This window comes from Microbacterium sp. 16-032, from assembly GCF_041079455.1.
Taxonomy (GTDB): Bacteria; Actinomycetota; Actinomycetes; order Actinomycetales; family Microbacteriaceae; genus Microbacterium; species Microbacterium testaceum_A.
Genome location: NZ_JBFYGQ010000001.1, coordinates 165,497 through 192,398 on the forward strand (window position 1 = coordinate 165,497; position 26,902 = coordinate 192,398).

16 protein-coding genes are annotated in these 26,902 nt (G+C 71.5%); 3 read left to right on the top strand and 13 right to left on the bottom strand.

The features are described 5' to 3' along the window. Window positions 1-20: 20 nt before the first annotated feature. On the bottom strand, window positions 21-1,493 hold the full coding sequence (locus tag AB6V31_RS00665; protein WP_369363395.1) for an MDR family MFS transporter: 1,473 nt from the start codon (window positions 1,491-1,493) through the stop codon (window positions 21-23). Between the two features lie 83 nt (window positions 1,494-1,576). Here AB6V31_RS00665 and AB6V31_RS00670 point away from each other — a divergent pair, with 83 nt between their 5' ends. Continuing rightward, the gene (locus AB6V31_RS00670) at window positions 1,577-2,197 is read left to right on the top strand and encodes a TetR/AcrR family transcriptional regulator (RefSeq protein WP_369363397.1); all 621 of its coding nucleotides are present in this window, start codon (window positions 1,577-1,579) and stop codon (window positions 2,195-2,197) included. A gap of 6 nt (window positions 2,198-2,203) precedes the next feature. Here AB6V31_RS00670 and AB6V31_RS00675 read toward each other — a convergent pair whose 3' ends face one another. The 7 genes from AB6V31_RS00675 to AB6V31_RS00705 all read right to left on the bottom strand — a co-directional run bounded on the left by AB6V31_RS00675 (window position 2,204) and on the right by AB6V31_RS00705 (window position 10,287). Beyond that, entirely contained in the window at window positions 2,204-3,049 is an 846-nt protein-coding gene (locus AB6V31_RS00675; protein WP_056224456.1) for a transglutaminase family protein, read from the bottom strand. A 46-nt stretch (window positions 3,050-3,095) separates the two neighbouring features. Next, a complete protein-coding gene (locus AB6V31_RS00680; RefSeq protein WP_056224458.1) occupies window positions 3,096-4,028 on the bottom strand; it encodes an alpha-E domain-containing protein in 933 nt (310 codons plus the stop codon). After that, on the bottom strand, window positions 4,022-5,752 hold the full coding sequence (locus AB6V31_RS00685) for a circularly permuted type 2 ATP-grasp protein (protein WP_056224460.1): 1,731 nt from the start codon (window positions 5,750-5,752) through the stop codon (window positions 4,022-4,024). Before AB6V31_RS00685 ends, AB6V31_RS00680 begins: the two co-directional genes overlap by 7 nt. Window positions 5,753-5,895: 143 nt before the next feature. Continuing rightward, window positions 5,896-7,077 carry a zinc-dependent alcohol dehydrogenase gene (locus AB6V31_RS00690; protein WP_056224462.1) on the bottom strand — a complete coding sequence of 394 codons (1,182 nt, stop codon included), beginning with the start codon at window positions 7,075-7,077 and terminating at the stop codon, window positions 5,896-5,898. An 86-nt stretch (window positions 7,078-7,163) separates the two neighbouring features. Further along, window positions 7,164-7,883, bottom strand: coding sequence for a glycosyltransferase family 2 protein (locus AB6V31_RS00695; RefSeq protein ID WP_369363400.1), 720 nt, complete (start codon window positions 7,881-7,883; stop codon window positions 7,164-7,166). Next, entirely contained in the window at window positions 7,880-9,247 is a 1,368-nt protein-coding gene (locus AB6V31_RS00700; protein WP_369363401.1) for a PIG-L family deacetylase, read from the bottom strand. The genes AB6V31_RS00695 and AB6V31_RS00700 overlap by 4 nt, the downstream gene beginning before the upstream one ends. Beyond that, window positions 9,241-10,287, bottom strand: coding sequence for an acyl-CoA dehydrogenase (locus AB6V31_RS00705; protein WP_369363403.1), 1,047 nt, complete (start codon window positions 10,285-10,287; stop codon window positions 9,241-9,243). Before AB6V31_RS00705 ends, AB6V31_RS00700 begins: the two co-directional genes overlap by 7 nt. Before the next feature lie 145 nt (window positions 10,288-10,432). Here AB6V31_RS00705 and AB6V31_RS00710 point away from each other — a divergent pair, with 145 nt between their 5' ends. After that, window positions 10,433-11,971, top strand: coding sequence for a molybdopterin-dependent oxidoreductase (locus AB6V31_RS00710; protein ID WP_369363405.1), 1,539 nt, complete (start codon window positions 10,433-10,435; stop codon window positions 11,969-11,971). Window positions 11,972-12,096: 125 nt separating this feature from the next. On the opposite strand, the gene rocD is transcribed toward AB6V31_RS00710, so the two are convergent. From rocD to AB6V31_RS00730, 4 genes are all read right to left on the bottom strand, one after another. Continuing rightward, on the bottom strand, window positions 12,097-13,314 hold the full coding sequence (rocD, locus tag AB6V31_RS00715) for an ornithine--oxo-acid transaminase (protein WP_369363407.1): 1,218 nt from the start codon (window positions 13,312-13,314) through the stop codon (window positions 12,097-12,099). Further along, a complete protein-coding gene (ddaH, locus tag AB6V31_RS00720; protein WP_369363409.1) occupies window positions 13,311-14,207 on the bottom strand; it encodes a dimethylargininase in 897 nt (298 codons plus the stop codon). The genes rocD and ddaH overlap by 4 nt, the downstream gene beginning before the upstream one ends. 241 nt (window positions 14,208-14,448) lie before the next feature. Beyond that, on the bottom strand, window positions 14,449-15,963 hold the full coding sequence (locus tag AB6V31_RS00725; protein WP_369363410.1) for an alpha-N-arabinofuranosidase: 1,515 nt from the start codon (window positions 15,961-15,963) through the stop codon (window positions 14,449-14,451). Window positions 15,964-16,135: 172 nt separating this feature from the next. Further along, the gene (locus AB6V31_RS00730; RefSeq protein WP_369363412.1) at window positions 16,136-19,849 is read right to left on the bottom strand and encodes a proline dehydrogenase family protein; all 3,714 of its coding nucleotides are present in this window, start codon (window positions 19,847-19,849) and stop codon (window positions 16,136-16,138) included. Window positions 19,850-20,073: 224 nt separating this feature from the next. On the opposite strand from AB6V31_RS00730, the gene AB6V31_RS00735 reads away from it, so the two are divergent. Further along, entirely contained in the window at window positions 20,074-21,174 is a 1,101-nt protein-coding gene (locus AB6V31_RS00735) for a S1 family peptidase (protein ID WP_235556906.1), read from the top strand. Window positions 21,175-21,366: 192 nt separating this feature from the next. Here AB6V31_RS00735 and AB6V31_RS00740 read toward each other — a convergent pair whose 3' ends face one another. Next, complete coding sequence (locus AB6V31_RS00740) at window positions 21,367-26,874, bottom strand: alpha-L-arabinofuranosidase C-terminal domain-containing protein (protein WP_369363414.1); 5,508 nt, start codon at window positions 26,872-26,874, stop codon at window positions 21,367-21,369. Window positions 26,875-26,902 lie beyond the last annotated feature (28 nt).

The following is a 26,902-nucleotide window of genomic DNA, read 5'->3' on the forward strand; positions in this document are numbered from 1 at the left end:
AGAGGGCCCCACGACCAGCGTCAGTGCGCCGGCATCCCCTCGACCCCGTCGACCTGCTTCGGCGTGCGGACGAACGCAGCGAGCACGATGACCGCCAACGACAGGCACGCCGCCACGAAGAACGCCGTGTGGATGCCGGATGCCGTGGCATCCACCATCGACGCTCCCCCGTTCGTCATCGCGGCGGCCGCGCCGACCGTCATGAGCGTCACGAAGACGGCCGTCCCGGCGGCACCCGCGAGCTGCTGCACCGTCGAGACGATCGCGGAGCCGTGCGGGTAGAGCTCGCGCGGCAGCGACCCGAGGGCTGCGGTCATCAGCGGGGTGAACATGAAGGCCAGACCGAGGCTCAGCACGCAGTGCACCGCGATGACGAGACCGATGGGAGTGCTCGCCGACAGGGTCGCGAAGCCCCACAACGCGATGCTCGCGACGATCGCCCCCGGCAGCACGAGAGGGCGCGCGCCGAAACGGTCGAAGAGGTTGCCGACGAGGGGCGCCATGAGGCCCATGAGCAGACCGCCGGGCAGCAGCATGAGACCGGTCGGGAGGGTTCCGAGACCGAGGACGTTCTGCAGGTACAGCGGCAGCAGGATGAGCACGCCGAACAGAGTGGTCATGGCGACGACCACGAGGATCACCGCGAGCGTGAAGGTCGAATGACGGAACACCGCCAGGTTGAGCAGCACGCGGTCGGTCGAACCGAGGCGCATCTGACGCACGATGAAGGCCGCGAGGGCGAGGGCGCCCACGACGAGCGGGATCCACACCGGCACGATCGCGTGGCCGCCCGCCGCCTCGCCGATGCTGGACAGGCCGAAGATGATGCCCCCGAACGCGAGGGCCGAGAGCACCACCGACACGACGTCGAGGCTCACGCGACGGGTCTCGGTGAGGTTCTGCACCCAGCGCGCGCCGAGGGCGACCGCGATGAGGGCGATCGGGATCATCACGATGAACATGGCGCGCCACGGGAACGTCGACAGGATCAGCCCCGAGACGGTGGGGCCGACCGCGGGCGCCACCGAGATGACGATCGAGATGAGCCCCATCATGCGTCCGCGGCGGTTGGCGGGCACGACGTTCAGCACCGTGGTGAACAGCAACGGGATCATGATCGCGGTACCCGAGGCCTGCACGATGCGGCCGAGGAGCAGCACGCCGAACCCGGGGGCGGCCGCGGCGACGACGGTACCCAGGGTGAACAGACCCATCGCGGTGAAGAAGAGGGCCCGCAGCGGGAAGCGCTGTATGAGGAAGCCGGTGGTCGGGATGACGACCGCCATCGTGAGCAGGAACGCGGTGGTCAACCACTGCGCGGTCGCGGCGGTGATGTCGAGCTCGCGCATGAGTTCGGGCAGGGCGACGCCCATGATCGTCTCGTTCAGGATGACGACGAACGCGGCGACGACGAGGAGCGCGATGACGGCGCCGGGGCGGGCGGCGGCCTTTCCGGGCGGCGCGGCGGTGGGAACGGTTCCGGTGGCGACCATGGTCGACCTCTCTGGACGGTTAACGAGCAGTGAATGACATTCTGGCAGTTACTGCCAATAAGACATGGACTACTGTAGCCGACATGGAGATCGCACCGGCCCCCTCCGGGGAGGGATTGCGCGATCGGCGACGCCGCGAGACGACCCTCGAGATCTGCGCGGCCGCCCTCGACCTGTTCGAAGAGAAGGGCGTCGCCCGGACCACGGTCGACGAGATCGCCGCGCGAGCGGGCGTCTCGGCCCGGACGTTCTTCCGCCTCGCGGGCACCAAAGAAGACGCCGTGTTCATCGACGACGAGCGCTTCGTCGCGGCGTTGGCCGAGGTCGGCGAGGCGGGCGACGACATCGCCGCTCTCACCCGAGCCCTGCGCACGGTGTTCGCCCGCGAACTCGATCGACTGCACGCCGACGCGCAGGCGAGAGCGAGATTCCTCCGTGTCCGACGGCTGATCGGTCACGAGCCCACGCTGCTCGGCGCCGCCATCCGACGTGAGACGACCTCATCCGACCTGTTCGTCCCTGAGATCGCGACGCGCATCGGCCTCAGCGAACTCGACGTGCGCTCCGCGATCGGCCTCGCCGCCCTCGAGATGCGCACCGCCCTCGACGAGTGGGCACGCCGCGCCGACCGCGGCGAAGACGCTCACCTTCCGCGCCTGCACCGCGACGTCCAGAAGCTCCTGGGCGCCGCGGCATCCGGCTGACCGGGGTCAGGTCTCGCGCGTGATCGTGACCTTCACCTTGAGGTTGCTCTTGCCGGGACCGGCGTACACGCCGCGCAGCGGCGGGACGTCGTTGTAGTCGCGGCCGCGACCGACCAGCACGTGACGGTCGCCGATCTCGATGTTGTTCGTCGGGTCGAAGCCCTGCCAGTCACCGGCGAACCACTCCACCCAGGCGTGCGACTCCCCGGTCACCGCTTCGCCGACCTCGGCGGAAGGCTTCGGGTGCAGGTACCCCGACACGTAGCGGGCCGGGATGCCGACCTCGCGCAGGGCCCCGATCGCGATGTGCGCGATGTCCTGACACACGCCCTTTCGCGCTTCCCAGGCGTCGACCGCCGTGGAGTGCACGCCGGTCACCCCTTGCATGTAGTCGATCGCGTTCCCGATGGCCTCGGCGATCGCGTGCGCCGCGGGCCCGGGCCGGTCGTGCTGGGCGGCGATCGAGCGCGCGAGCTCGGCGACCTCGGCGTGCGGGGTCGTGCGCCGCGTCTGAGTCAGCTGCTCGACCGTCGAGATCGACCGCGCCGCCTCCGCCGCGAGCTGCTCCCAGGTGATGTCGGCGTGCTCGATGGGCCGCGGGCGCACCTCGACCAGCGAACGCGCGGTGATGGTCAGCGCGCCGTGCGGCGACAACACGTCGAAGGCCGCCACGCGCGTGCCGAAGTAGTCGACGTACTGATTGACCGAGGTCGACGGCTCGATGTCGAGCGACGAGCTCAGCACGAACTGGCTGTCGGTCGAATGCGGCAGCATGCGGGCTTCGTTGTACGAGGCGACGACGTCGCCGGGGTAGACGAACCCGGTCTGGTGCTCGATGCGCAGGCGTTTCATCGCCGACCTCCCGAGGTCTTCGCACGGACGGCGGTCGCGGCATCCGTCATGAGATCTCTCCGATCCACGACGGTTCGGCCTGAGTGGGGAAGAAGCGCGAGCGGATCGCTTCCGACGCCTCGCGCGTGACCGTCTGCACCCGCTGCATGTGCTCGGGCAGCTCGGCCAGGATGTCGCTGACCGGGCGGTACTCCAGATCGTTGCGGATCTGACCGAGAGCACGCAGCACCGTGTTCGAGTGCCCGACGCGATCGGCGCGGGGGTCGATCGCGCTCATGCAGTCCTCGGCGCGCTGGATCGAGTAGATGATCGAGCGCGGAAAGAGGCGGTCGAGCAACAGGAACTCCGCCGCGTTACGGGCGCTCGGCATGCCGCGATAGGTGCGCAGGTAGGCCTCGTACGCGCCGCACGAACGCAGGATCGTCGTCCACGACGGGCCCGACACCTCGGTGAGCGAGCGGGTGGCCAGCAGTCGCGCGGTCATGTCCGTGCGCTCGATGCTCCGGCCGAGGGTGAAGAACTGCCAGGCCTCGTCGCGGTTGGTCGACGAATCGACGATGCCGATGGCCAGCGCCGCCCGCTCGCGCGTCCACTGGAAGAACTCGTGGACCTTGTCGGTCTGCAGGCGCCGCGGCATCCGCGCGTTCGTGGTGTTGAGGATCTCCCACAGTTCCGTCGACACGATCTCGCGAGCACGTCGGGCGTTCTCGCGAGCCGCGGTGATCGAGTACGCGATGCTCGACGGGTTCATCCGATCGACCGCGAGGCGAGCGAGCACGTCGTCGCGGCGGACGGTGTCGACGTTCTCGGGCCACGCCGACCCCATGACGCTGAGCAGGGAGCGGCACGCGGTGTCCTCGTCGATCCACGGGTCCTCCAGCAGCAGCTGGAGGTGCACGTCGAGGATGCGGGCGGTGCCGTCGCTGCGCTCGATGTAGCGGCCGATCCAGAACAGCGATTCTGCGATGCGGCTCAGCATGACCCCGCCTCCCGCGCCTGCTGCTGCTGCTCGGCCTGCGGACCGTGCTGCACGGCGGCATCCTGCTGCTGTTGCTCCTGCTGCTCCTTGCCCGAGGGCCCTCCGCCCGGGCGCGGATCGCGCGGCGAGGTCGAGGGAGCGGGCTGTCCGTCGTAGATGATCGGGATCGACTCGGTGACCGCGGCCTGGTCGGCGACGAGTCCCGAGACGCCGTTGCCCTGGCCGTACTCGACGTGCGAGGGGGCCGAGCCGCCGACGATCCACGTGTCCTTCGAGCCGCCGCCCTGACTGGAGTTGACCACGAGCTGCCCCTCCGGCAGCGCCACGCGGGTCAGGCCACCGGGCAGCACCCAGATGTCGTCGCCGTCGTTGACCGCGAAGGGGCGGAGGTCGGCGTGACGGGGACGCATGCCGTCTTCGACGAGCGTCGGGATGGTCGAGAGCATGACCACGGGCTGGGCGATCCAGCCGCGCGGGTCGGCCGTGAGCCGCTTGCGCAGCGCGTCGAGCTCGGCGGGCGAAGCATCGGGACCCACGACGAGCCCCTTGCCGCCCGAGCCGTCGACCGGCTTCACCACGAGCTCGGGCAGGCGGTCGAGCACTTCTTCGAGGGCGCCGGGATCCTCGAGACGCCAGGTGTCGACGTTCTTGAGGATCGGCTCTTCGGCGAGGTAGTACCGGATGAGGTCCGGCACGTACGTGTACAGCAGCTTGTCGTCGGCGACGCCGTTGCCCACCGCGTTGGCGATGGTCACGTTGCCCAGGCGTGCGGCGAGCATGAGCCCGGGCGCCCCGAGCATCGAGTCGGCGCGGAACTGCAGCGGGTCGAGGAAGTCGTCGTCGACGCGGCGGTAGATCACATCGACGCGCTGCGGGCCGCGGGTCGTGCGCATGAACACCTTGCCGCCGATGCACAACAGGTCGCGCCCCTCGACGAGCTCGACGCCCATCAGACGCGCGAGCAGCGTGTGCTCGAAGTACGCGGAGTTGTAGACGCCGGGGGTGAGCACGACGATGTTGGGCTCGTCGATCCCGGGCGGGGCCGACGCCTTGAGCGCGGCGAGCAGCTTGTTCGGGTAGTCCCCGACGGGGCGCACGCGCATCGACACGAACAGTTCGGGCAGCGTCTGCGCCATGACGCGGCGGTTCGAGATGACGTACGAGACGCCCGAGGGCACGCGCACGTTGTCTTCGAGCACGCGCATCTCGCCGTGCTCGTCGCGGATCAGGTCGATGCCCGACACCTGGATGCGCACGCCGTTCGCACTGCGGATGCCGGCCGCCTGGCGGTAGAAGTACTGCGACGACGAGATGAGCCCCGCGGGCAGGATGCCGTCGCGCACGCAGTGCTGATTGCCGTAGGCGTCGTCGAGGAACGCCTCGAGCGCCTTGACCCGCTGCTTCACGCCGGCCTCGATGCGCGACCACTCGTCGTACGCGATGACCCGGGGCACGGCATCCAGGGGGAAGGGACGTTCCTCCCCCGCGAAGTCGAAGGTCACGCCCTGCGCGAGGTACGAACTCGCGAGCGACTCGGTGCGCCCGCGCAGTTCTTCCTGCGTCATCTGCGCGAGCGTTTGGTACAGCTCCCGGTACGCCTCGCGCGAGGGGGCGGCTTCTCCGGGACTCGCCGGAACGCCGAACATCTCGTCGAACGCCGGGATGCCGGATGCGGTCTTGCGCGGCGCCAGCGTGGAGCCGTAACCGTCGAACAGGTCACCCATGCGACGACTTTACCCAGCACCGTGTTGCAGACACGTTTCCCACCCGCGCTCTTGCGCCGCGAGCGCGCGTGAGGGGTCGAAAACTGTCGCCTGGCGCTGCTCCAGGCGACAGGAATCGACCCCTCACGCGGGTGCGGCGCGGCTCAGGCGCCGGGGCGCAGCACGACCTTGATGCAGCCGTCTTCTTTCTTCTGGAAGGTCTCGTACAGGCCGGGGGCGTCTTCGAGGGGGGCGTGGTGCGTGACCAGGTCCATCACGCCGAGCGGGTCGGCGGAGTCTTCGACGAGCGGCAGCAGGTCGTCGATCCAGCGCTTGACGTTGCACTGGCCCATGCGCAGGTTCAGCTGCTTGTCGAACATCGTCTTCATGGGCAGCACGTCGGCCTCACCCGCGTAGACACCGCTCAGTGAGACGGTTCCGCCTCGGCGCACGAGGTCGATCGAGGCGTAGACCGCGGCGAGGCGGTCGAGTCCGGCCTTGTCCATGAGCTTCTGCGCGAGGGCGTCGGGGAGCAGCCCGACGGCGTTCTGGGCCAGCTTGATGCCGCCGTTCCCGTGGGCCTCCATGCCCACGGCATCCACCACTCCATCCGCCCCGCGCCCCTCGGTGAGATCGACGAGTTCGTCGACCACCGTGTCGGTCAGGTCGTAGGTGAGCACGCCGTGGCGCTCGGCCATCGCGCGGCGCTCGGGCTCGGGCTCGATCGCGAGGACCCGGTAGCCGAGGTGCACGCCGATGCGGGCCGCGAACTGGCCGACCGGGCCGAGGCCCATGACGGCGAGCGTCCCGCCCTCGGGCACGTTCGCATACTGCACGCCCTGCCAGGCGGTCGGCACGATGTCGCTGAGGAAGAGGTAACGGTCGTCGGGCAGGTCGTCGCCGACGCGGATGTGGTTGTAGTCGGCGAGCGGCACGCGCAGATACTCCGCCTGGCCGCCCGGCACCTGGCCGTAGAGCTTGGTGTAACCGAACAGCGCGGCACCGCTGCCGTACTCGCGCACCTGCGTCGTCTCGCACTGCGACTGCAGTCCGCGGCGGCACATGAAGCAGTGGCCGCACGAGATGTTGAAGGGCACGACGATCCGGTCGCCGACGGCGAGGTTCGTCACGGCCGAGCCGACCTCGACGACCACGCCCATCGGCTCGTGGCCGAGCACGTCGCCCTTGTCGATGAACGGTCCGAACAGTTCGTAGAGGTGCAGGTCGGAGCCGCAGATCGCCGTCGAGGTGATCTTCACGATCGCGTCGGTGGGTTCGAGGATCTCGGGGTCGGGAACCTCCTCGACGCTCACGTTGCGCTTGCCCTGCCAGGTCAGTGCCTTCATGGTGATGCCTCTCGTTCCGGGGGATGGCCAGTCTGCGGCGAAGGTGCGGAGCGGCGGAGGTGGTTGACGAACCCCCACCCGGTGGGTCAGGCGCCGGGAGCCGCCAGCGGTGGAGCGTCGACCCAGGCGTGCACGCGCGCGAGGAACGCGGCGTATCCCGCGGGCGTGCGGCCGGTGAAACGGCCCGAGGTCTCGACCTCGTGCACGTCGCTCGCCCGCTCCCGTGCACCGAGGGTGCGTGCCGCGCGGACGAGGGCCACGTCCTCGTGCTCGACGAGATCCGGGATGCCACCCGCCCGGGCGTACGTGCTCGCCCGCACGCCCAGATTGGCTCCGTGGACGTTTCCGGGAGGTCTGCCCCGGTGATGGGTGGCACGCCAGTACGCGACGTGTCGGGCGCTGAGGTCGGCGAAGTCGGGGCGGACCGTTCCCAGCACGAGGTCGACCCCGGCGTCGGCGAGGTCGAGTTGGTGCGTGATCCAGTTCGGGGGCACGACGGTGTCGGCATCCGTCATCGCGATCCACGTGTCGTCGGCGCCGGCGGTGAGCCGCGTCACAGCGTGCGCGACGCCGATCCGACGGGCGGTGCCCACGCGACGTGCCGCGATCTCGACCGCCTCGACGGGCCAGCGCCGCACCTGGGTGGCGGTGGTGTCGTTGCACGCGTCGAGCACGACGACGACCGCGATGTCGAGGTCGGGCTGGCTCTCGCGCGCGAGCGACACCGCCCGGGTGACCGATGCCAGGCATCGACCGATCAGGGCCTCCTCGTCGTGCGCCGGGATGACCACGGCCAGGGCCCTCATGGGACGAGCCCCGACTCGGCCGCCACCGAAAGAGCGCCCGGATGCGCGTACACCTCGAGCACGAAGTCCTGCTCCTCGTGCCGCGCGAGGCGCACCAGGTCGGGTCGCGCGGCGAGCGCGTCGTGCACCTCGTCGCCGGTACGCGGGTACTCGGCGACGGGATGCCGCCAATGGCACGCGACCAGGTGACCGTCGATGCTCAGCGAGGCGACGGCCGCCGTGAGCCCGCGATCCAGGTCTGCCCCGGCCCAGTAGTACGCCACCTCCGACACCACCACCAGCTCGAACTCGCCCTCGGGCCACGCCGCGGGGAGCGTCGCGAGGCGGAACTCGACGTTCTCGCGCCCCGCGAGCCGAGCCCGCGCGCGATCGAGGGCGGCGGGCGCGAGGTCGACGGCGAGCACCCGGTCGCTGCGGTCGGCCAGCTGCGCGGTCAGAGCACCCGTGGAGCACCCGGCCTCGAGCGTCGAGCGATACGTGCGCCTCGGGAGAGCGGCGAGGAGGACGGCGCGCTTGCGCTCCTCGTACCAGCGCGAGTCGAAACCCCAGGGGTCCTCGTGCCGGGCGTACATGTCGTCGAAGTACTCGCGGCCGACGCTGCCCGCCGGGGTCGAGGGCGCCTCCGGAACGAGGAAGACCTCTGCATCGCGGACGAAGTGTGCGTGCATGCGCGCGTGGATCATCGGCTCGTCCCCCGGAGCGGCCGACAGCGGCTCGAGCTGAGTGCGGTGCGCGTCGAGAGCGCGGGTCTTGAGGTCGCGCGCACGAGGCTCGAGGGCGAGGTGCTCGACGCGATCCCACGGCACGTCGTCGGGGCCGCCCCAGTGCCACAGCCAGATCGGGAAGGCGCGCGATCGCACGCCGCGCGCGGCGCAGACCTGCTCGACGATCTCTCCGACGACCCGGTGGTCGCGGTGCCCGTCCCCTCGCCAGGGCGACACCACCAGCACGCGCCGGCCCGCCGCGGCGTCGATCGCTTCGCGCAGCGCCTCGGTGATGGCATCCCGATGCTCGTCCGTCCCGCCGTCGGGCAGACCGAGGAAGACCGGGTCGGCGACCAGCCCCACGATGCGTGCGGCGTCGACGAGTTCTCGGCGGCGAAGCAGGGCGAGAGTCGCGGGGCTGTGCGTCGGCGACTCGGGGTGAGAGCCTTCGCCGTCGGTGACGACGAGGAGATCGATCCGGATGCCACGTGCGGCCGCGGTCGCGAGCAGCCCCGCCGCTCCCAGGCTCTCGTCGTCGGGGTGCGCGGCGACAACGATCAGGTGGTCGACGTCCAGATCGAGAGATGGCGAGTCGCGGCGGAGGGCGTCCGCCCAGACGCGCTCGTCGGTCCCGGGTTCGCGATGGTCGAAGCTCACCACGTGCCCGCTCCCGTCGCGATGTCGGCGCCGATTCTCGCGAGATCGCGCTCGCCGTGGTGCTGGCGCAGGTAGATCTGCAGATCGGCGACGCGACGCGCGTGCGCCTCATCCGCGACGAGGGGCAGCGGCCCCAGGGCGTGCGCGGCTTCGGCGAGGGTCGTCTCGACGGCCTCCGCGACGACCGTGCGGGCGCGGGTGGCGCGCAGACCCTCGGATGCCGAACCGCCCGCACCGAAGACCGCCGCCGTCTCGCGCAGCACGGTGCGGGCGACCCAGAGCGCGGTGTCGGCGCGAGCGAGGTGCACGCGCGAAAGCTGGTCTGCTCGGTCGGACGCGGCGGCCTCGCGCAGCGCGTCGCGGAGCGGCAGGGCTCCGCCCCACCAGCACGCGGCCACCCCGACCCCACCGTGCGCGAAGCCGGGTCGACGGAGATACCAGCCGGGCTCGCCCACGGGGACGGCGACCGCTCCATCGACGTCGATCGGGGCACTGACCACCCGCTCGAGCCCGCGCGCGTGCCAGGGACCGGTCCGCACCCTCACGGCCGGGTCTCGCAGATCGAGGGCGAAGAGCTGCCGGCGTTCGTCATCGACCCACGCCGTCACGAGAGCGCGGTCCAGGTCGGCGGCGAGGGAGCACCAGGGCTTGGAGCCGTGCAGCGTCCAGACGCCGTCGTGGTGCCGTGCCTCGAGGCGCATGCCCGATCCCTCCGCGGCGAAGACACCCCACGACCCGCCCGGTTCGAGGTCGACGTCGATCCCCTCGCGGGTGGCTTCGGCGAGGATCGACAGGGCGTCGAGGTGCGGCTCCAGCATGCGGGCGACCGCGACATCGCGCGCGGCGACCGACGCGAGCAGCTCCCAGGTCGCACCGAGCGAACGCGGCGGGACGAGGCTCGTCGCCCAGGCGAGTGTGGCAGCGACGTCGGTGGCGGAGGCACCGTCGGCATCCATCCGCCCCACAGCCGCACGGACCTCATCGAGATCGGGGGTGTCGTCGGGGAGGAGCAGGGGGAATGCCGAGTGGCCGCGGTTCTTCACCGCGACAGCATGCGGACGACGGGAAGAAACCGACAGAACCTTGACACGGGGGTCCGTCACGCACAGGCCGGAGCGACGGATGCCGGTTGGCTGTGAATACCGCGCGCCCGGCGCCCGAGCGCCCGGCGCTCTCTAGGCTCCCTTCGTGACCCCCGCCTCTTCCCGCCGCCGCGACCTCGCGGCGATCGTCGCGTCCATCGCCGCCACCGTGTTCGGCGCCGGCCTCGGCGAGCTCGCCGCGGCGATCGTGTCGCCCACCGCGAGCCCCTTCGCGGTCATCGGCGGCGGCATGATCGACCTCGCTCCGGCCTGGGCGAAGAACCTGGCGATCGACCTGTTCGGCACGGGTGACAAGGCCGCCCTGCTCGTCGGCATCGCGGTGCTGCTGCTGATGGTCGCCGGGGTCGCCGGCGTGCTCGAGCGCCGGAAAGCCCCGTGGGGACGCGTCGTCCTCGTCGCATTGGGCGTGATCGGCGCGATCGTCTCGATGACGCGGGCGGATGCCGGGACGTTGTCGCCCCTGCCCTCGCTCGTGGCGGGGGCGGCTGCCGCTCTGGTGACCGGACTGTTGGTCGCCCGGCTCCGCCGGCGTTCCGTGCAGACCCCCGCCGACGACGGCGTCTCGCGCCGCAGCGTGCTCGCCCTTTCGGGCGTGGCCGTGCTGGCCGGGGTGATGGCCACCGCCGGGTCCTTCGCGCTGAGCGGGGGGGCGCGAGCGGTGAGCGCGATCCGAGCGGCGCTGCGGCTGCCCACCCCTGCCACCACGACGACGGTTCCCGCCGCCGCCGACCTCGGCATCGACGGGCTCGCGTCGGTGATCACGCCCGCCTCGGACTTCTACCGCATCGACACCGCGCTCGTCGTGCCCCAGGTGGACCCCTCGACCTGGACCCTGCGCGTGCACGGTCTCGTCGAGCAGGAGGTCGTGCTGCGGTGGGACGACCTGGTCGCCCTCCCCCAGCAGGAGACCGTCGCGACCCTCGTGTGCGTCTCGAACGAGGTGGGCGGCTCCCTCATCGGCACCGCGCGCTGGCTCGGCGTGCCCATCCGCGACATCCTCGCCCGCGCGAAGCCGACCGCCGAGGCCGACATGGTGCTCTCGCGCTCGGTCGACGGGTTCACGGCATCCAGCCCCCTCGAGGCCCTCACCGACGACCGCGACGCGCTCTTCGCGATCGGAATGAACGGCGAACCGCTGCCGATCGAGCACGGCTTCCCCGTGCGCATGGTGGTGCCCGGTCTGTACGGCTACGTCTCGGCGACCAAGTGGGTCAGCGAGCTCGAGGTCACCCGTTTCGACCGCGCCGAGGGCTACTGGACCTCGCGCGGCTGGTCGGAGCGCGGACCCGTGAAGCTGCAGTCGCGCATCGACGTGCCCCGCTCGGGCGCGCAGGTCGCCGCGGGCGACACGGTCATCGCCGGGGTCGCGTGGCAGACCCACGTCGGCGTCTCGGGTGTCGAGGTGCAGGTCGACGACGGGCCCTGGCAGAAGGCGACGCTCGCGACGGCGATCTCGGCCGACACGTGGGTGCAGTGGAGCCTGCCGTGGAACGCCGAGAGCGGCTCGCACGTCATCCGCTGCCGCGCGGTGTCGGCCACCGGCGAGACCCAGACCTCCGACACGGCCGCTCCCGCGCCCGACGGCGCGACGGGCTGGGATCAGCGCACGGTGTCGGTGGCCTGAGCCGCTCAGGGTCACGGGAAACATCCACCCCGACGATAAACGCGCGCTGCACTCAGAAACGCCCGCAGCGAGCGTTTACCGGTGCAGCGCGCGTTCATCGCACGAGGAAGTCGCGCGGGTAGCGCTCAGCCCGCGAGCACGTGCCGGATCTGCTCGACGGCCCAGTCGAGCTCGGTCGCGCGGATCGTCAGCGGCGGGGCGATGCGGATCGTCTGGCCGTGCGTGTCCTTCACGAGCACGCCGCGGGTGAGGAGCTTCTCGGCGACCTCGCGGCCGGTGCCGTACGACGGGTCGATGTCGACGCCGGCCCACAGACCCGCGATGCGCACGGCGGTGACGCCGTCGCCGACGAGGGTCTGCAGAGACGCCTCGAGGTGCGCCCCCAGCGCCTTGGCGCGGGTCTGGAATTCTCCGGATGCCAGCATCTCGACGACCCGCAGACCCACGGCCGCAGCCAGCGGGTTTCCCCCGAAGGTCGACCCGTGCTCACCGGCGTGGATGACGCCGAGCACGTCGTCGTCCGCGACGACGGCCGACACGGGCAGGATGCCGCCGCCCAGCGCCTTGCCGAGCAGGTACACGTCGGGCACGACGCCCTCGCGGTCGCACGCGAAGGTCTCACCGACGCGTCCGAGGCCCGACTGGATCTCGTCGGCGATGAACAGCACGTTGTTCGCCGTGCAGATCTCGCGCACGCGCTGCAGGAACCCCTCGGGCGGGATCACGACGCCGGCCTCGCCCTGGATGGGCTCGAGCAGCACCGCGGCGGTGTTCTCGTCGATCGCCGCGGCGATGGCATCCGCGTCTCCGTACGGCACGTGCACGAAGCCCGGAGCGTACGGACCGAAGTCGTCGTGCGCCGTGGGGTCGTCGCTGAAGCCGACGATCGTGGTCGTGCGGCCGTGGAAGTTGCCGTTCGCGACGATGATGGTCGCGGCATCAGGGGCGATGCCCTTGGTGCGGTAACCCCAGGCGCGCGCGACCTTGATGCCGGTCTCGACGGCCTCGGCGCCGGTGTTCATCGGCAGCACGGTGTCTTTGCCGCAGAGCTGCGCGAGCGCCGTGGCGAAGGGCCCGAGACGGTCGTTGTGGTACGCGCGGCTGGTGAGCGTCAAGCGGTCGAGCTGCTCGCGCGCGGCCGCGAGGATCGCCGGGTGGCCGTGGCCGAAGTTCAGCGCGGAGTAGGCCGAGAGCAGGTCGAGGTAGCGCTTGCCCTCGACGTCGGTGACCCACACGCCCTCGGCGCGCGAGACGACGACCGGCAGCGGGTGGTAGTTGTGGGCGAGGTGGGCGCCCTCTTCGGCGATGAGACGGGCGCCGAGGTCGTCGACGGTGGTGCTCATCGGGATCCGCCTCGCAGTTCGAGGGTGCAGCACTTGATGCCGCCGCCGCCGAGCAGCAGCTCGGAGAGGTCGACCATGACGGGGGTGTAGCCGCGCTCGCGCAGCTGCGCCTCGAAGCCGACGGCGCGCGGCGAGATGATCACGTTCTCGCCGTCGCTGGCCGAGTTGAGGCCGAAGACCGCGCCATCGGCATCCGCCACCCGAATGGCGTCGGGGTAGCGTTCGCGCAGGATCGCCTGGCTCTTCTCGTCGAACGCGGTGGGCAGGTAGGCGATGTTCGCCTTCTCGACGCCGCCCGGGCCCTCGACGGGGTCGAGCACCGAGATCGCGGTGTCGAGGTGGTAGAAGCGCGGGTCGGTGAGCGTCAGCGACACGACCTCGCGCGAGAAGACCTCGCCGACCTCGCGGTGGCTGTCACCGGTCGAGCGGAAGCCGGTGCCGGCGAGGATCGTGTCTCCCACGAGGAGGAAGTCACCCTCGCCCTCGTTGACCTCGACGGGCTCGGCGACCTCGAAGCCGTTCGCCGCGAACCAGTCGATGAACGCGGGGGCCTCGGCGGCACGCTCGCGGAAGCGGAACTTCGGGCCGTACGCGATGCCGTCGATCACGAAGCCGCCGTTGGCCGTGTAGACCATGTCGGGCAGACCCTCGAGCGGGTCGATGAGCTCGATCTCATGCCCGAGCGAGACGTAGGTGTCGTAGAGCGCCTGCCACTGCTGCACGGCGAGGTTCGTGTCGGTGGGCCGCGAGGGCTCCATCCACGGGTTGATGCTGTAGCTCACCGTGAAGTGCTCGGGGCGGCACATGAGGTACCGGCGGTGCTGCTGCACGCGCGCGCCGGTCGCGGACTCGGCGGCGGTGGCGGTGGCGGTGGCGGTGGGGGTAGCGGACATCTCTGCTCCTCGGAGGAAAGGTGCGGCGGACGCTGTCCTGGGGCCCGGTGGCCCTTCGAACCCGTGCGGCGCTCATCGGATCGATGTGGCGCCGTGCGGGGAAAGGTCGGTCCGAGCACGCCGGTGTCATTCTCGCACGCGCCCGCACGCGAGAGCGAGTGGCGCGGCGCGGCGCTCCGCCGCGAAGGGGGTCGCCCTTCACGGAGACGCCCGCGAAGGGCAACGACCGCTGACGCGCGACTCAGCCGACCCGGCGCAGCGACACCGCAGCCCACGCGACCGGCGGCAGAGTCAGGGACAGGATGCCGTTCCCCAGGCGCGTCTGCACCGTTCGCGGCCGTACGCGTTCGGGGTCGTCGAGAGTGTTGGACGCCCCGGGGTCGTCGTCGTGCAGCAGGTGCGTCTCGACCACCTCGACCTCGCCGAAGGCGCTCACGTCGATCTCGAGGTCCACCGGTCGCTCGAGGCCGCGGTGGACGAGGAACACCGCGACGGCTTCCGCTGCGTCGTCGACGGTGGCCACGGCATCCACCGCGGAAACCGTGCCGTACCGCGCCGTGTCGATCGTGGGTGCCTCGACCCGCAGACGCACCGCCTCGCCCCGCGCGAGGCGCGAGGTGAGGGCGAAGGGGAAGAACGTCGTCTGGCGCCACGCGGGGCCGCCGGGCTCGGTCATGATCGGGGCGATCACGTTCACGAGCTGTGCGAGCGAGGCCGAGGCGACGCGATCGGCGTGTTTCACCAGCGAGATCAGGAGACTGCCGAAGACGACGGCATCCAGGACCGAATACACGTCTTCGAGCAGGCGCGGCGCGATGGGCCAGTCGTCGATCGCGGTGGGCTTCACGGCGTCGACGCGGTCGATGTACCAGACATTCCACTCGTCGAACGAAATGTCGATCTTCTTGCTGCTGCCGCGGGCGGCGCCGACGTGGTCGGCGGTGGCGACGACCGCCTCGATGAAGCGGTCCATGTCGACGGCCGAGGCGAGGAACGAGGCCGCGTCGCCGTCGTGCTCCTGGTAATACGCGTGGCACGAGACCATATCGACGTCGTCGTAAGTGTGGGTGAGCACCTCGCGCTCCCACTCCCCGAACGTGGGCATCGCGGCCCCCGACGACCCGCACACGACCAGTTCGATCGAGGGGTCCATCTGCCGCATGCCCCGGGCGGTCTGCGCCGCGAGCGTGCCGTAGTCGTCGGCGGAGCGGTGACCGAGCTGCCACGATCCGTCCATCTCGTTGCCGAGGCACCACACGCGCACGTCGAACGGCTCGGCGCGGCCGTTGTCGATCCTCCGCTGCGACAGGGCGGTGCCGCCGGGCACGTTGCTGTACTCGAGCAGGTCGAGCGCCTCGAGAACACCGCGCGTGCCGAGGTTGACGGCCAGCATGAGCTCACTGCCGGCCTTGTCGAGCCAGTCGGCGAACTCGTGCAGGCCCACCTCGTTCGTCTCGGTCGAGTGCCACGCGAGGTCGAGACGGCGGGGGCGCTGCTCACGCGGGCCGACGCTGTCCTCCCAGCGGAACCCCGACACGAAGTTGCCCCCGGGGTAGCGAATCATCGACACGCCCAGCTCGCGCACGAGCTCGAGCACATCGGTGCGGAACCCCTGCTCGTCCGCCGCCGGGTGGCCCGGCTCGTAGATGCCGTCGTAGACGTGGCGACCGAGGTGCTCGACGAATCCGCCGAACAGGCGTCGGCGCACGGGGCCGATCGCGAAGCGGGGGTCGACGGTCAGGCGGGCAGCGGTCATCGGTGCTCCTCGGGGTCTCGACGACGCTACCCCGGCGCGGGCGTCACGCTAAACGTTTTCGAAACCCCGTGCGGGCGGCCGAGGACGCATCCCTTCGGCGAAGCCGCACGAAACGGGCGCCGATCACGTGCGTCCTCGGCAAACGAGGGCGTCCTCGGCGCCCGGGCCGGGCTCAGATGACCGCGGCACTCCACGCGTCGACCGCACCGAAGCGGAACGCCCCGATCGACACCGCCTGCTCCCGCAGGAACGGCAGCAGCTCGAGGCGACCCGCGGTGGTGACCTCGTTCGCGTACACGGTGAGCGAGACGTCCCCGCCGACCGTCTCGGCGACGGCCGCGCGCAGGGCGGCGACGGTGTCGGCCGGTCCGACCAGGCGCAGGCGACCCGGTCGCGGGGCCGTGACGAAAGTTTCGGCGTCGTCGGCGGCGGCATCCGGGATGCCACCCGCCAGGCGCTGCAGCCACTCGGCATCGCTCTCGACCGACACGGCGACACCGCTCTCGCCCAGCAGGTGCCGGACCGCCGCGGGCAGCCCCACCGGCGTGCTGAGGCTGAAGGTCGAACCCGACCGGACGGCGGCGACGAGGACGCGCAGGACCGCCTGCCACGCGGCGTCGGCGGTCGCACGCACGGCCACGTCGACCGGCCGGTAGCGACGGAGGTTGCGCTCGACGCCCAGGCGCGAGACGTCTCGCACGCGACCGAACTCGCGGTCCCACGCGACGGCGTCGGCGAGCGCTCCGCGACGGAGCCAGTCGAACGCCTCGTACGACAGCGTGGGCTGAGCCGCCTCGATGAGCGCCGTGATCCGCGAGTCGAGGCCGCGCAGGTGCAGGGTCGACGACGACGCCCCGCCCGTCGAGGGGCGCCACGAGCCGAGGGTCACGAGGCGGTTCGGCCCGCCCGACATGGCGCCGTCGCCGGCGGACGCCTCACCCCAGCCGCCGAGCGGCTCGCGTTGGATCACCGCTCCGGTCGAGGGGCGGTTCACCCGCAGGACGGCCGCCTCGACGCTGTCGAGCCAGAGGTCGAGGTCGGCCTCATCGCGCGTGTGGAGGCCCGCCACGAACCCCGATCCGATCGCGTTCTGCAACTCGATCGCGCGGGTGACGGTGGGAGCGTGCAGGATGCCGAGCACCGGCGCCGCGACCGCGGCCCGGGTCAGGTGGGAGCCGGCGGTGACGCCCGTGCGGACGCCGGGCGACCAGAACCGGCCGGCCGTCTCGGGCCCGAGGTCGAGCTCTCGCGGCTCCACCAGCCACCGCTCGCCGTCACCGAGGACGGTCAGGGCGCGCCGCACCTCTCCCGCGGGTTCTTCGACGAGCGGGCCGACGTCGGACAGCGGGTCGTCGGACGGCCCCACGCGCAGCGATGAGACGGCATCCTTCAGCTGTTCGGTGAAGCGCGAGGACCGCCCGACGGCGCCCACGAGGATCACGAGCGACACGGCCGTGGCGGCCTGACCGGCGCGCGCGAAGGCGCCGCTCACGATGTCGGTCACGGCGGCGTCGAGGTCGGCCGAGGGGGCGACGATCGCGACGTTCCGTCCGGCCGTGAACGCCTGCACGGGCAGCGCGGGGCGCCACGCGGCGAAGCGTTCGGCGGTGGTGCGCGCGCCGGCGAGCAGCACGCGGTCGACGCCGGGGTGCGCGATCAGGGCCCGCCCGGACGCGTCTTCGTTGAGGTCGACGTAGGCGAGCAGGTCGCGCGGCACTCCCGCGGCCCACAGCGCCTCGGCCACGACGGCTCCGGCACGACGAGCGCGCGGCGAGGGTGTGAGCACCACTCCGGACCCCGCGACGAGAGCGGCCAGCGTCTCGGCGGCGCAGAGGCCGACGGGGGCGTTCCATCGGGGGGCGACCACGCTCACCCGATCGGGCACGAACACGGCCCCGGGGACGCGGTCGAGTTCTTTCGCCGTCGCCGCGTAGTAGGCGGCGGCATCCACCGCCTGGCTCACTTCGGCGTCGGCTTCGGAGAGCAGCGCCCCTCCCTCCGAGGCGAGCACTTCGATCACCTCGGCGCGGCGCTGCTCGAGGCTGCGCGCGGCCGACTGCAGGACGGCGGCGCGGTCCGCGGCGGCGAGCGCACCCCACGGCTCGGCGGCGGTGCGCACCCGGTCGATCACCGCGTCGAGTCCCGCCTCGTCGTCGACGCGCCCGGCGGCGGCGGTGGCGTCGCCGCCGGTCGAGTCGGACACGCGGCCCAGGACGGCGACCGCCCAGGCACGGTCGGCGGGCACGGTCGGATCGGTGTCGGCGACGTTGCGGAACCCGGGAGCTCCTCCGGCGAGCTCGGCGCTCTCGCGGGCCGAGAACACGGCCGTGTCGACGAACGACTGGCCGCCGAAGAGCATCTGCTGCACGTCCGGTCCCAGGGCGGAGGTGTCTCCGGATGCCGCGGCCTCTCGCGCGATGCCCAGCACCGCCTGCGTGAGCCCGGGCTCGGCGGCGTCGTCGCCCACGCGTTCCCGCAGGATCGCCGGATCGCCCTCGACTCCGCGCCGTGCGACGCGCGCGGCGGGCCCGGGGAGCTCGGCGGCGGCGAGAGCGCGACGCGCCCGGGCCGCGATCGACGCGGTTTCGGGTGCCTCGACGGCACCCGGGGGGTCGGCGTCCGCTTCGTCTGCGCCGGCGGGCGGATCGGGCACAGCGAGGGGAAGGTCGGGCGCTCCGGCCACGGCTCGCGCGTATCCGGCGGCGAGGCGGGCGACGACGGCGTCGAGGTCATCGGGATGCGCGGCGGGGGCCGTCTGCACGTACCCGTCCCCCGGCAGCCAGGCGGTGGTGTGCGGCAGCGCCAGCACGATCTCCGTCTCGGCCTCCGCCGCGAGGGCGAGCGCCAGGGCGGCGCGCTCGGGGTCGGCGGTGGCGACCTCGACCGCGAACCCCTCCTGCCCGCGCGCGCTCAGCGCCTCGCGCAGGCCGCGCACGAGCGCGGCGTCCACGTCGTCGCGCGCCGTGACCGAGGGGGCGGGCCACCCGTGGCGCGCCGCCGAAACGGCATCCGGGGTCTCGATGACGGCGTCGCTCAGCCGCACCGTCAGGCGGGCACCGCCCGCCGAGGTGCGAACGCGCGCCCACGCCGACAGTTCGCGGACCGCGGCGGCCGTCTCGGCGACGGCGATCGGCACCTGGATGCCGGCCCGCAGCCCGGTCAGACGGGGCTCCTCGAGCACGCGGGTGAGCACGGCGACGGTGAGATCGAGGTCATCGCGCCCCTCGGCGACGAGCGTCACGTGCGTGCGCGCGGCGACCGCGTCGAGGAACACCGGCAGCAGGCGCTCGGCCGCGTGCTCGACCTCGGCGTCGAAGGCCCACGGCGACGGCGCGACCACGACGTCGGAGATCGCGAGCGAAATCCGCTCCACGTCCTCTCGAACGAGCAGCGATCGGATGCCGTCGAGCCGGCGTCGCGCCCCGGCATCGCCGACCACCGCGGGGCCGACCAGGCGCACCTCGACCGGGGACTCGAGAGCCTCGAGCGACGGCCCGAGGCGCTCGGGCCGCGCGTCGAGGACGAGGGCGGCGACGAGGTCGCGCAGAGCCCGACGCGCGATCGGCACGGCGGGACTGGGCAGGACGGGGGCGACGGCACCGCCCACCTGCAGAGCGCCGCGGACGAACCAGTTGAGCGACGTCGGCAGATCGTCGACGAGGCGGTGCAGGGCGGAGGCCGCCGAGGTGAGGGACTCCGGGCGCGAGATCCCGTCGATCGCGGCGGCCAGGAAGTCCGCCGCGGCGGGGTCCGTGGGCAGCGCGCCACGACGGGGCGAGGCGGTCGGTGGCGTCCGGCGCGAGAGAGTCCCGGCGATACGAGCGGCACGGCCGGGGAGGTCCGAGGAGAGCGCGGAAACGGGGGTGCCGGAGTCGTTCGTGCTCATGCCCGTCAGCCTAAACACCGCGCGCGTGGCACCTCGGCGGCCCGCCGCGCAACCCGAGGATCGGCCTCCCGCGACGGCCAGCGATCTTGTTGGACTCCGATCAGATATTCACAGGAAATCCTTCGCTTTTCGTCCGGCTCGTGTTTGTATGGCGGTGGGTACCCCGCCATTTATCCCCCTGGATGGAAGGTCACTCCAACGTGAACCGCATATCGAAAACCGTCGTGGGCGCAGCCGCCCTCGGCCTGTTCCTGACCACCGCCGCCACTGCCCCCGCGCTGGCGCAGACCCCCACGTCGTCGCCCGACGCGGCCGTCGACGGAGTCGACGCGCAGCTGCTCGAGGCGATGGCCGCCGACCTCGGCACCGACGTCGCCGGCGCGCAGGACGTCCTGCGTTTCCAGGCCGATGCGGCCGACACCGCCGACGACGTCGCCGCCGTCGCGGGCGAGGCGTTCGCGGGCACCTGGCTCGACGAGTCGACCCGCACCGTGTACGCCGCCGCCACCACCGACGCGGCCCGCGAAGCCGCAGCCGACGCGGGCGCCGTGCCCGTCGCCGCCGAGCATTCGCTCGACGATCTCGAAGCGATCGCCGCGAAGATCGAATCGAGCACCGTGCCCGATGTCATCCCGTCGTGGTGGATCGACGTCGAACAGAACGACCTCGTCGTCGACGTGGTGGCCGGCGGCGACCAGGCCGCGACCGACTTCGTCGCCACCCTCGACGCCCCCGCCGGTGCCGTGCGACTCGAGACCGGGGCCGAGGCCCCCGAAACGTTCGCGACGATCCAGGGCGGTGTCGCCTACAACATCAACAACCAGAGCCGCTGCTCCGTGGGCTTCGCGGTCCAGGGCGGGTTCGTCACCGCGGGCCACTGCGGCGTCGCGGGCGACAGCACCACCTACGGCACCTTCCAGGGCTCGTCGTTCCCCGGCAACGACTACGCCTGGGTGAGCACGCCGACCCACACCCCGGTCGGATCGGTAACCAACTACGCCGGCGGCAGCGTCGCCGTGAAGGGCTCGACCGCGGCCGCGGTCGGCGCGACCGTCTGCCGCTCGGGCTCCACGACCGGCTGGCACTGCGGCCAGATCCAGGGCTTCAACTCCACGGTGCGCTACGCCGAGGGGTCGGTCTCGGGCCTGATCCGCACGAACGTCTGCGCGGAGCCGGGCGACTCGGGCGGCTCGCTCCTCGCGGGCAACCAGGCCCAGGGCGTCACCTCCGGAGGCTCGGGCAACTGCTCGACCGGCGGAACGACGTACTTCCAGCCCGTGAACGAGATCCTGCAGACCTACGGCCTGCGCCTGCTCACGAGCTGATCCCCCTCCGGGTGTACCCCGTTGCCCGGTCGCCTCACGGCGGCCGGGCAACATTCTTTTTGTTTCCGAGCAGGGTTGCCCGGTCGCCTTACGGCGGCCGGGCAACGTTCTTCTCGTCGGAGGAACGCCGACGCCCCGGCCACCTCTCGGCGACCGGGGCGTCGTTCGTTCCTTCTTGCGGGCGGCCCGGCCTCAGCCGATCGCCCGGCGGCGGCGCTTCAGGGCCGCACCGACCAGCACCGCGAGCAGTCCGAGGGCGAGGGCCGCACCCGAGACCACCCCGCCGGTCACCGCCAGCGGAGACGGGGTCGAACCGGCCGGCGCACTCGGAGCCGCGGGAACGACGGGGACGGCGCCACCCGCGGCGGCCCGGACCTCGATTCCCACCGCTGCCTCGACCCCGCCGATACGCGCGATCACCCGGTGCGCGCCCGCGGGGGTGTCCGCGGGGAGGGTGACGTTCACGAGGAACGCCCCACCGGCATCGGTGCGGACCGCGCCCAGCTGCACCGGAGTGGAGCGCAGTTCGAGCTCCCCGTCGGCGTTCGCGGGCCAGCCCCTTCCCGACACCGTCACGACGCCCCCGGCGACGAGGTCGCCCGAGACCGACAGGGTCGGGTCTCCGGCGTTCGCGCCGACCGCGGTCGATCCCGTCCCGCTGATGTTGCCGGCCACGTCGACCGCTCGGTACGACACGGTGGTCGCCCCCGCACCGACGCTCACGACCGTCTGCGCTCCGGACGCGGTCGTCCAGGTCGCCGCGTCGCCGACGCGGTACTCCAGGCGCGCCACTCCCGACCCGCTGTCGCCCGCGGCGAGCGTGACCGTGCGGGCTGCGGCATCCACCGTCGTGGTCGTCGTCGGGGCCGTGCGGTCGACCTTCACCGTCGCCGTGACGAAGGGCGAGACGTTCCCCGCGGCGTCGGTGGCCTTGAAGGTCACGTTCGACGTCCCCTCCGCCGGGGTCACCGCGCCGGTGTACGTCGACCAGGTGTTCCCCCCGTCGGCGCTGACCTCGAGGCGCGGTGCCTGGTCGATGTCGTCGGTCGCCGTGGCCGTGATCGACGGCTGCGACACGTACCACCCCTCGGCGCCATCGGGCGAGACCGGATCGGTTTTCACAGCCACCGTCGGCGCCGTCTTGTCGGCCGGACGGGTGTGCATCCGCACGAACGTCACCGAGTACGGCTCGAACGAGTGCGTGAAGGTGCTCGAGACCGGCATCTGCGAGGTCTTCGGAGCCACGGGCGTCGAGGTCGCCGTGTTCAGCGCCGTCGGGGCCGCCTGCAGGGTCGTCACGTCCGCGGTCGGGAGCACGGTGAGCCCACCGAGATCCACCTTGGTCACCGCGGCCTTGGCCTGGGCGTTGACGACCTTGAGGATCACGTCTCCGTTCGTGTCGTCCGTCGTCATGACCTGCGCGAACGGTTCGACCGCCGTGTTGGTGAACTGCCCCTGCTGCACGCCGTCGGCGAAGAGGGTCACCCGGGCGCCGCGCACCTGGATGCGCAGGTCGTAGGTCCGACCGGTCTCGACGCGGGGGGTGCCCGTGTCCGCCACGATCGACTTCGCCCCACCCACGGCCTTCTCGACGACGCTACGGGTGTTGCCCCACCCGCCGAGGTTCCACCACAGGTAGTCGGCCGACCCCTTCACGCCGAAGCCGACGAGGAAGCCCTCGGCACCGGCGAGCTTCGTGGCCTTGAGCGAGACGTCGTAGTCGGTGGCGGTCAGTGCGGGACCGGCGACGAGCGTGTTGTTCGCCGTCGTCGAGGACTGCACGTAGCTGCCGTCGGCGGCCGACCACGATCCGGCGCCCGCGAGCTTCGACCACCCGTCGTCGTTCTTGTCGGCGAAGTCGTCGGAGAAGAGCGTCTTCCCGTCGGGCGTCGTCACCTTCACGTCGTCGTACCGGGCCGAAGTGCTCCACGTCGACAGGCCGACGGCGCCGGCGAGATCGGTGGATGCCAGATCCCCGCCCGCCGTGGTCGGAACGACCCGGTCGCCGACGTTGCTCATGAAGAGCTTCTGCACCTCGTAGTTCGCCGAGCCCCACACCTGGTCGCGATCGAACCAGATCAGGTCGGGCCGCCACTGCGTGCTGCTGGTGTCGGCGAGCAGCGGCGCGTACGAGGCCATCTTGACGACGTCGGCGTTGCGCTCCAGGCCGGTCATGTACGCCGCCTCCGACAGCGCGTTGGCGAAGCGGTTGTCGAGCGAGGCGTACTCACCGATCCAGACCTTCGGACCCTGACGGTCGTAGGAGTCGTAGCGGTGGTTGTTCGAGAGGAACCACGACGGGTCGTTGTAGTAGTGCTCGTCGACCATGTCGACCTTCTGGGCCCGGTTCTGCGCCCAGTGCTGATCGAACACCGCCCCGGTGTCGTCCGGGCCCGAGTTGCTGATCAGGATCATGTCCGGGTACGTGGCGGCGATGGCATCCCGGAACTTCACGAAGTTCGCCATGAAGGCCTCGGGGTAGTTCTCTTCGTTGCCGATCTCGATGCGATCGAGGGCGAAGGGAGCGGGGTGCCCCATGTCGGCACGAAGCTTCCCCCAGGTCGTGTTCACGTCGCCCTTGGCGAACTCGATGAGGTCGAGCGTGTCCTGGATGTGTCGCTGCAGCTGCGCCGGATCGGTCGCCTGCAGCGCCTGCCCGCACCCGTTCAGGAGCGCGGGGACGTCCGGGACGGGTTTGGCGCCGATGTCCTCGGCGAACTGGAAGTACTCGTAGTACCCGAGGCCGAGGGACTGGTTGTACCCCCAGAAGTTGGCGTTGGTGGCACGGGTCTCGACCGGGCCGACGCTGTCCTTCCACTGGTACGAGCGCGCACGCTCGTAGTTGGAGCCGGCCGAGTAGTCGGCGTGGCTGTTGACGTTGACGATGCACCCGCCCGGGAAGCGGACGAACTTCGGGTGCAGGTCGGCGATCTTCTGAGCGACGTCCTTGCGCAGACCGTTGGTCCGCCCCATGAACGTGTCGCGCGGGAAGACCGAGACCTCGTCGAGGCGCAGGGTCCCGGTGCCGGCGGCCTGGACGAGTACGCGGGCGGCGTCGGTCGTGGCCGTCGCCGTCACGGAGCCGCGGTACTTCACCCAGCCGTCGCCGCCCACGGTCGCCGTGAACGGGTTCGACAGCGCGGTGCCGTCGGCCGAACGCAGCACGAGCGAGACGGGGGTTCCGCCGGTCGCCGTGGTCCGCGCCCAGAACGACACGTCGTAGGTCTCGTCTTTCGTGAGGGCCACACCCGTGTCGAAGCCGGCGTTCTCGACGCCGTAGGTCCCGGCCCCGTTGCGGAGGTCGAGCTGCAGGTACGTGCGGTTGCGCTCGTTCATGCGCTTGTCGTCGTTGACCGGCTGCGCCGAGCCCGCGCCGCCGCCGAGGGCCATCGGCGTCCACGCGGTCATCCCCGTGAAGCCCCGGTTGTCGACGGGCAGGAACTCGAACGAACGGTTGCGGACGAGCTCGGCGTACAGACCGCCGTCGGCCGCGTTGTTGATGTCCTCGAAGAAGACGCCGTACATCGCGTCGTCGATCTCGGCGCCCTTCGCGCTCGGGTCAGCCGTGATCGAGAAGTCCGACGTCTCATCGGTCGGGTACGCCGCGAGCAGTCGCTGCTGCTCGGCCGCGCTGATCGGCAGGACGGTTCCGTGGCGCGGGCGCGCCGGGAGGGTGGCATCCAGAACCGAGGTCCAGGTCCCCGACGCGATGTCGCGGGTCTCGAACATCATGTAGCCCTGACCGCCGTGGTAGCTCGGCTGGTCGATCAGCATGTACCAGTGACCGGGCTCGGCGTTGTCGGCGAACACCGTGGGACCCTCGCCATTGGTGAACGTGCCGCCCCAGGGGTTGGGCTGTCCGACGCCGATCTGCTCCTTCACGAGCTGCCAGCCGGGGCTCGACGTCGTGGTCGGAAGCGATCCGGTGACCGTGGCGGTGAGCGAGGTCGAGCGCTCCTGGCGCACGGTCATCGACGCCTCGTCCTTGATGAAGCGGTAGTAGGTGTCGCCGTCGCGCACGACGGTGGCGTCGATGGTGCCCTTGCCCGCGCCGCGCTTGACGTCGACCCAGGGCTGCGGCTCGCTGAAGGTCACGAAGTCGCGAGTGGTGACCATCATCATGCGGTTATACGTGTCGGCCGCCTTGCGACCCGTGGTGGACGCGCTCGGGTAGAGGTTCGAGGCCCAGTAGACGACGTACTCCCCGCGGTCGGCGTCCCACGTGGCCTCCGGCGCCCAGGTGTTGCCCGCGAACTCGCTCGAGACGGTGATCTGGCGCAGGGGGCTCCACGTCGTGAGGTCGTCGGACTGCCAGACGTTGAGCTTGCGGCTGCCGACCTCTTGCGCGCGGCCGAAGTCGCCGTTGTAGAGGTCGAACATGTTCAGGTCGGTGGAGAGCATGTAGAAGCGGTCCCCGTCGGGCGAGCGCATGACGAACGGGTCGCGGATGCCCTTCTCCCCCTGGTCCGAGGTGAGGACGGGCGTGCCGTCGTTGAGGGTGAGCCAGTTCTTCGGGTCGTCCCCGCGGCTCGTGGCGAACGAGATCTCCTCGTCGGTGGTGGTGCTCTCCCCCGTGAAGAAGGGGAAGAAGTAGCCCTCGAGCTTCTGCGCCGCCGGCTTCGGCTGCACGATGAGCTCGATCTCGCGAGTGGTCTGGCTGGAGCCCTTCGCGATCGTGGCGGTCAGTTTCACGGTCACGGCGGCGGATCCCGTGGCGGGCCGGGTGACCTCGCCCGTGGCGGTCACGACCTGCGCGTTCGACGACGACCAGGACACCGTCGTCCCGTTCGTCCCGGTCGCGGGCAGCGTCACGTTGCCGCGCACGTCATCGGCATCCGGGACCGAGAGGGCCTGCGCGGCGGTGTCCACGTCCTGCTGGTTCGTGGGGGTGCCCTGTGCGACGAGCGCCTTGACGTCGTCGTCGCTGAGCGCGCTGTCGAAGACGGCGACGTCGCGGACGCCGCCCTTCCACACGCGGTCGGGGTACGAGGAGCGCCCGATGTAGGCGACCAGGCCCGAGCCGAACTCGGCGACCGAGCGCGAGGTGGCGACCGTGCCGATCTTGGTGCCGCCGAGGTAGGCGGTGATCGAGGTGGGGGTGATCACGGTGGTGTACAGCGCCCACTCGGAGGTGGCGGAGGGACCCGGGATGCCGCGGGCTCCGTCCGTTGGCGCGATCCCCCGCTCGAGGGTCCAGGGCTGCGCGATCCGTGGTCCGTCCGTCAGCACCGACTTGACCTGGCCGGCCGGGTTGGCGGGGTTCAGCAACCAGTACTGCTGGGGGAGGTTCTCGGTGGTGCCGAAGAACATCGCCGCCTGGTTGCCCGCTCCGGTGCGGTCCTGCAGCCAGGCCGAGACGGTGACGGTGCTCTTGCCGTCGAAGAGTCCCGTGGGCAGTTCGACGTAGGCGGCCGAGGAGCCCGAGGCTCCGCCCGGCAGCGAGAGGGCGTCTCCGTCGACGCTCGAGCCGGTGCCGCGGATGACCGCGTCGCGTCCGTGCCCCGAGGAGTCGGGGACCGTGGTTCCGGTCGTCGCGGCGAAGTCGTACGACGCCAGCGGCGTGGGCAGCGGCGCTGCCGAGGCGGCGACGGCGGGGACCAGGCCGCTCAGGACGACGGCGGCAGCCGCGACGAGCGAGCCCGCGCGTCGCACGATGCCCCTCCGGCTCCGGTCCTCGGAAACAGGTCGTGACAGCACCATGCTCGTCCTCCTCGACGATGGGTGTCCG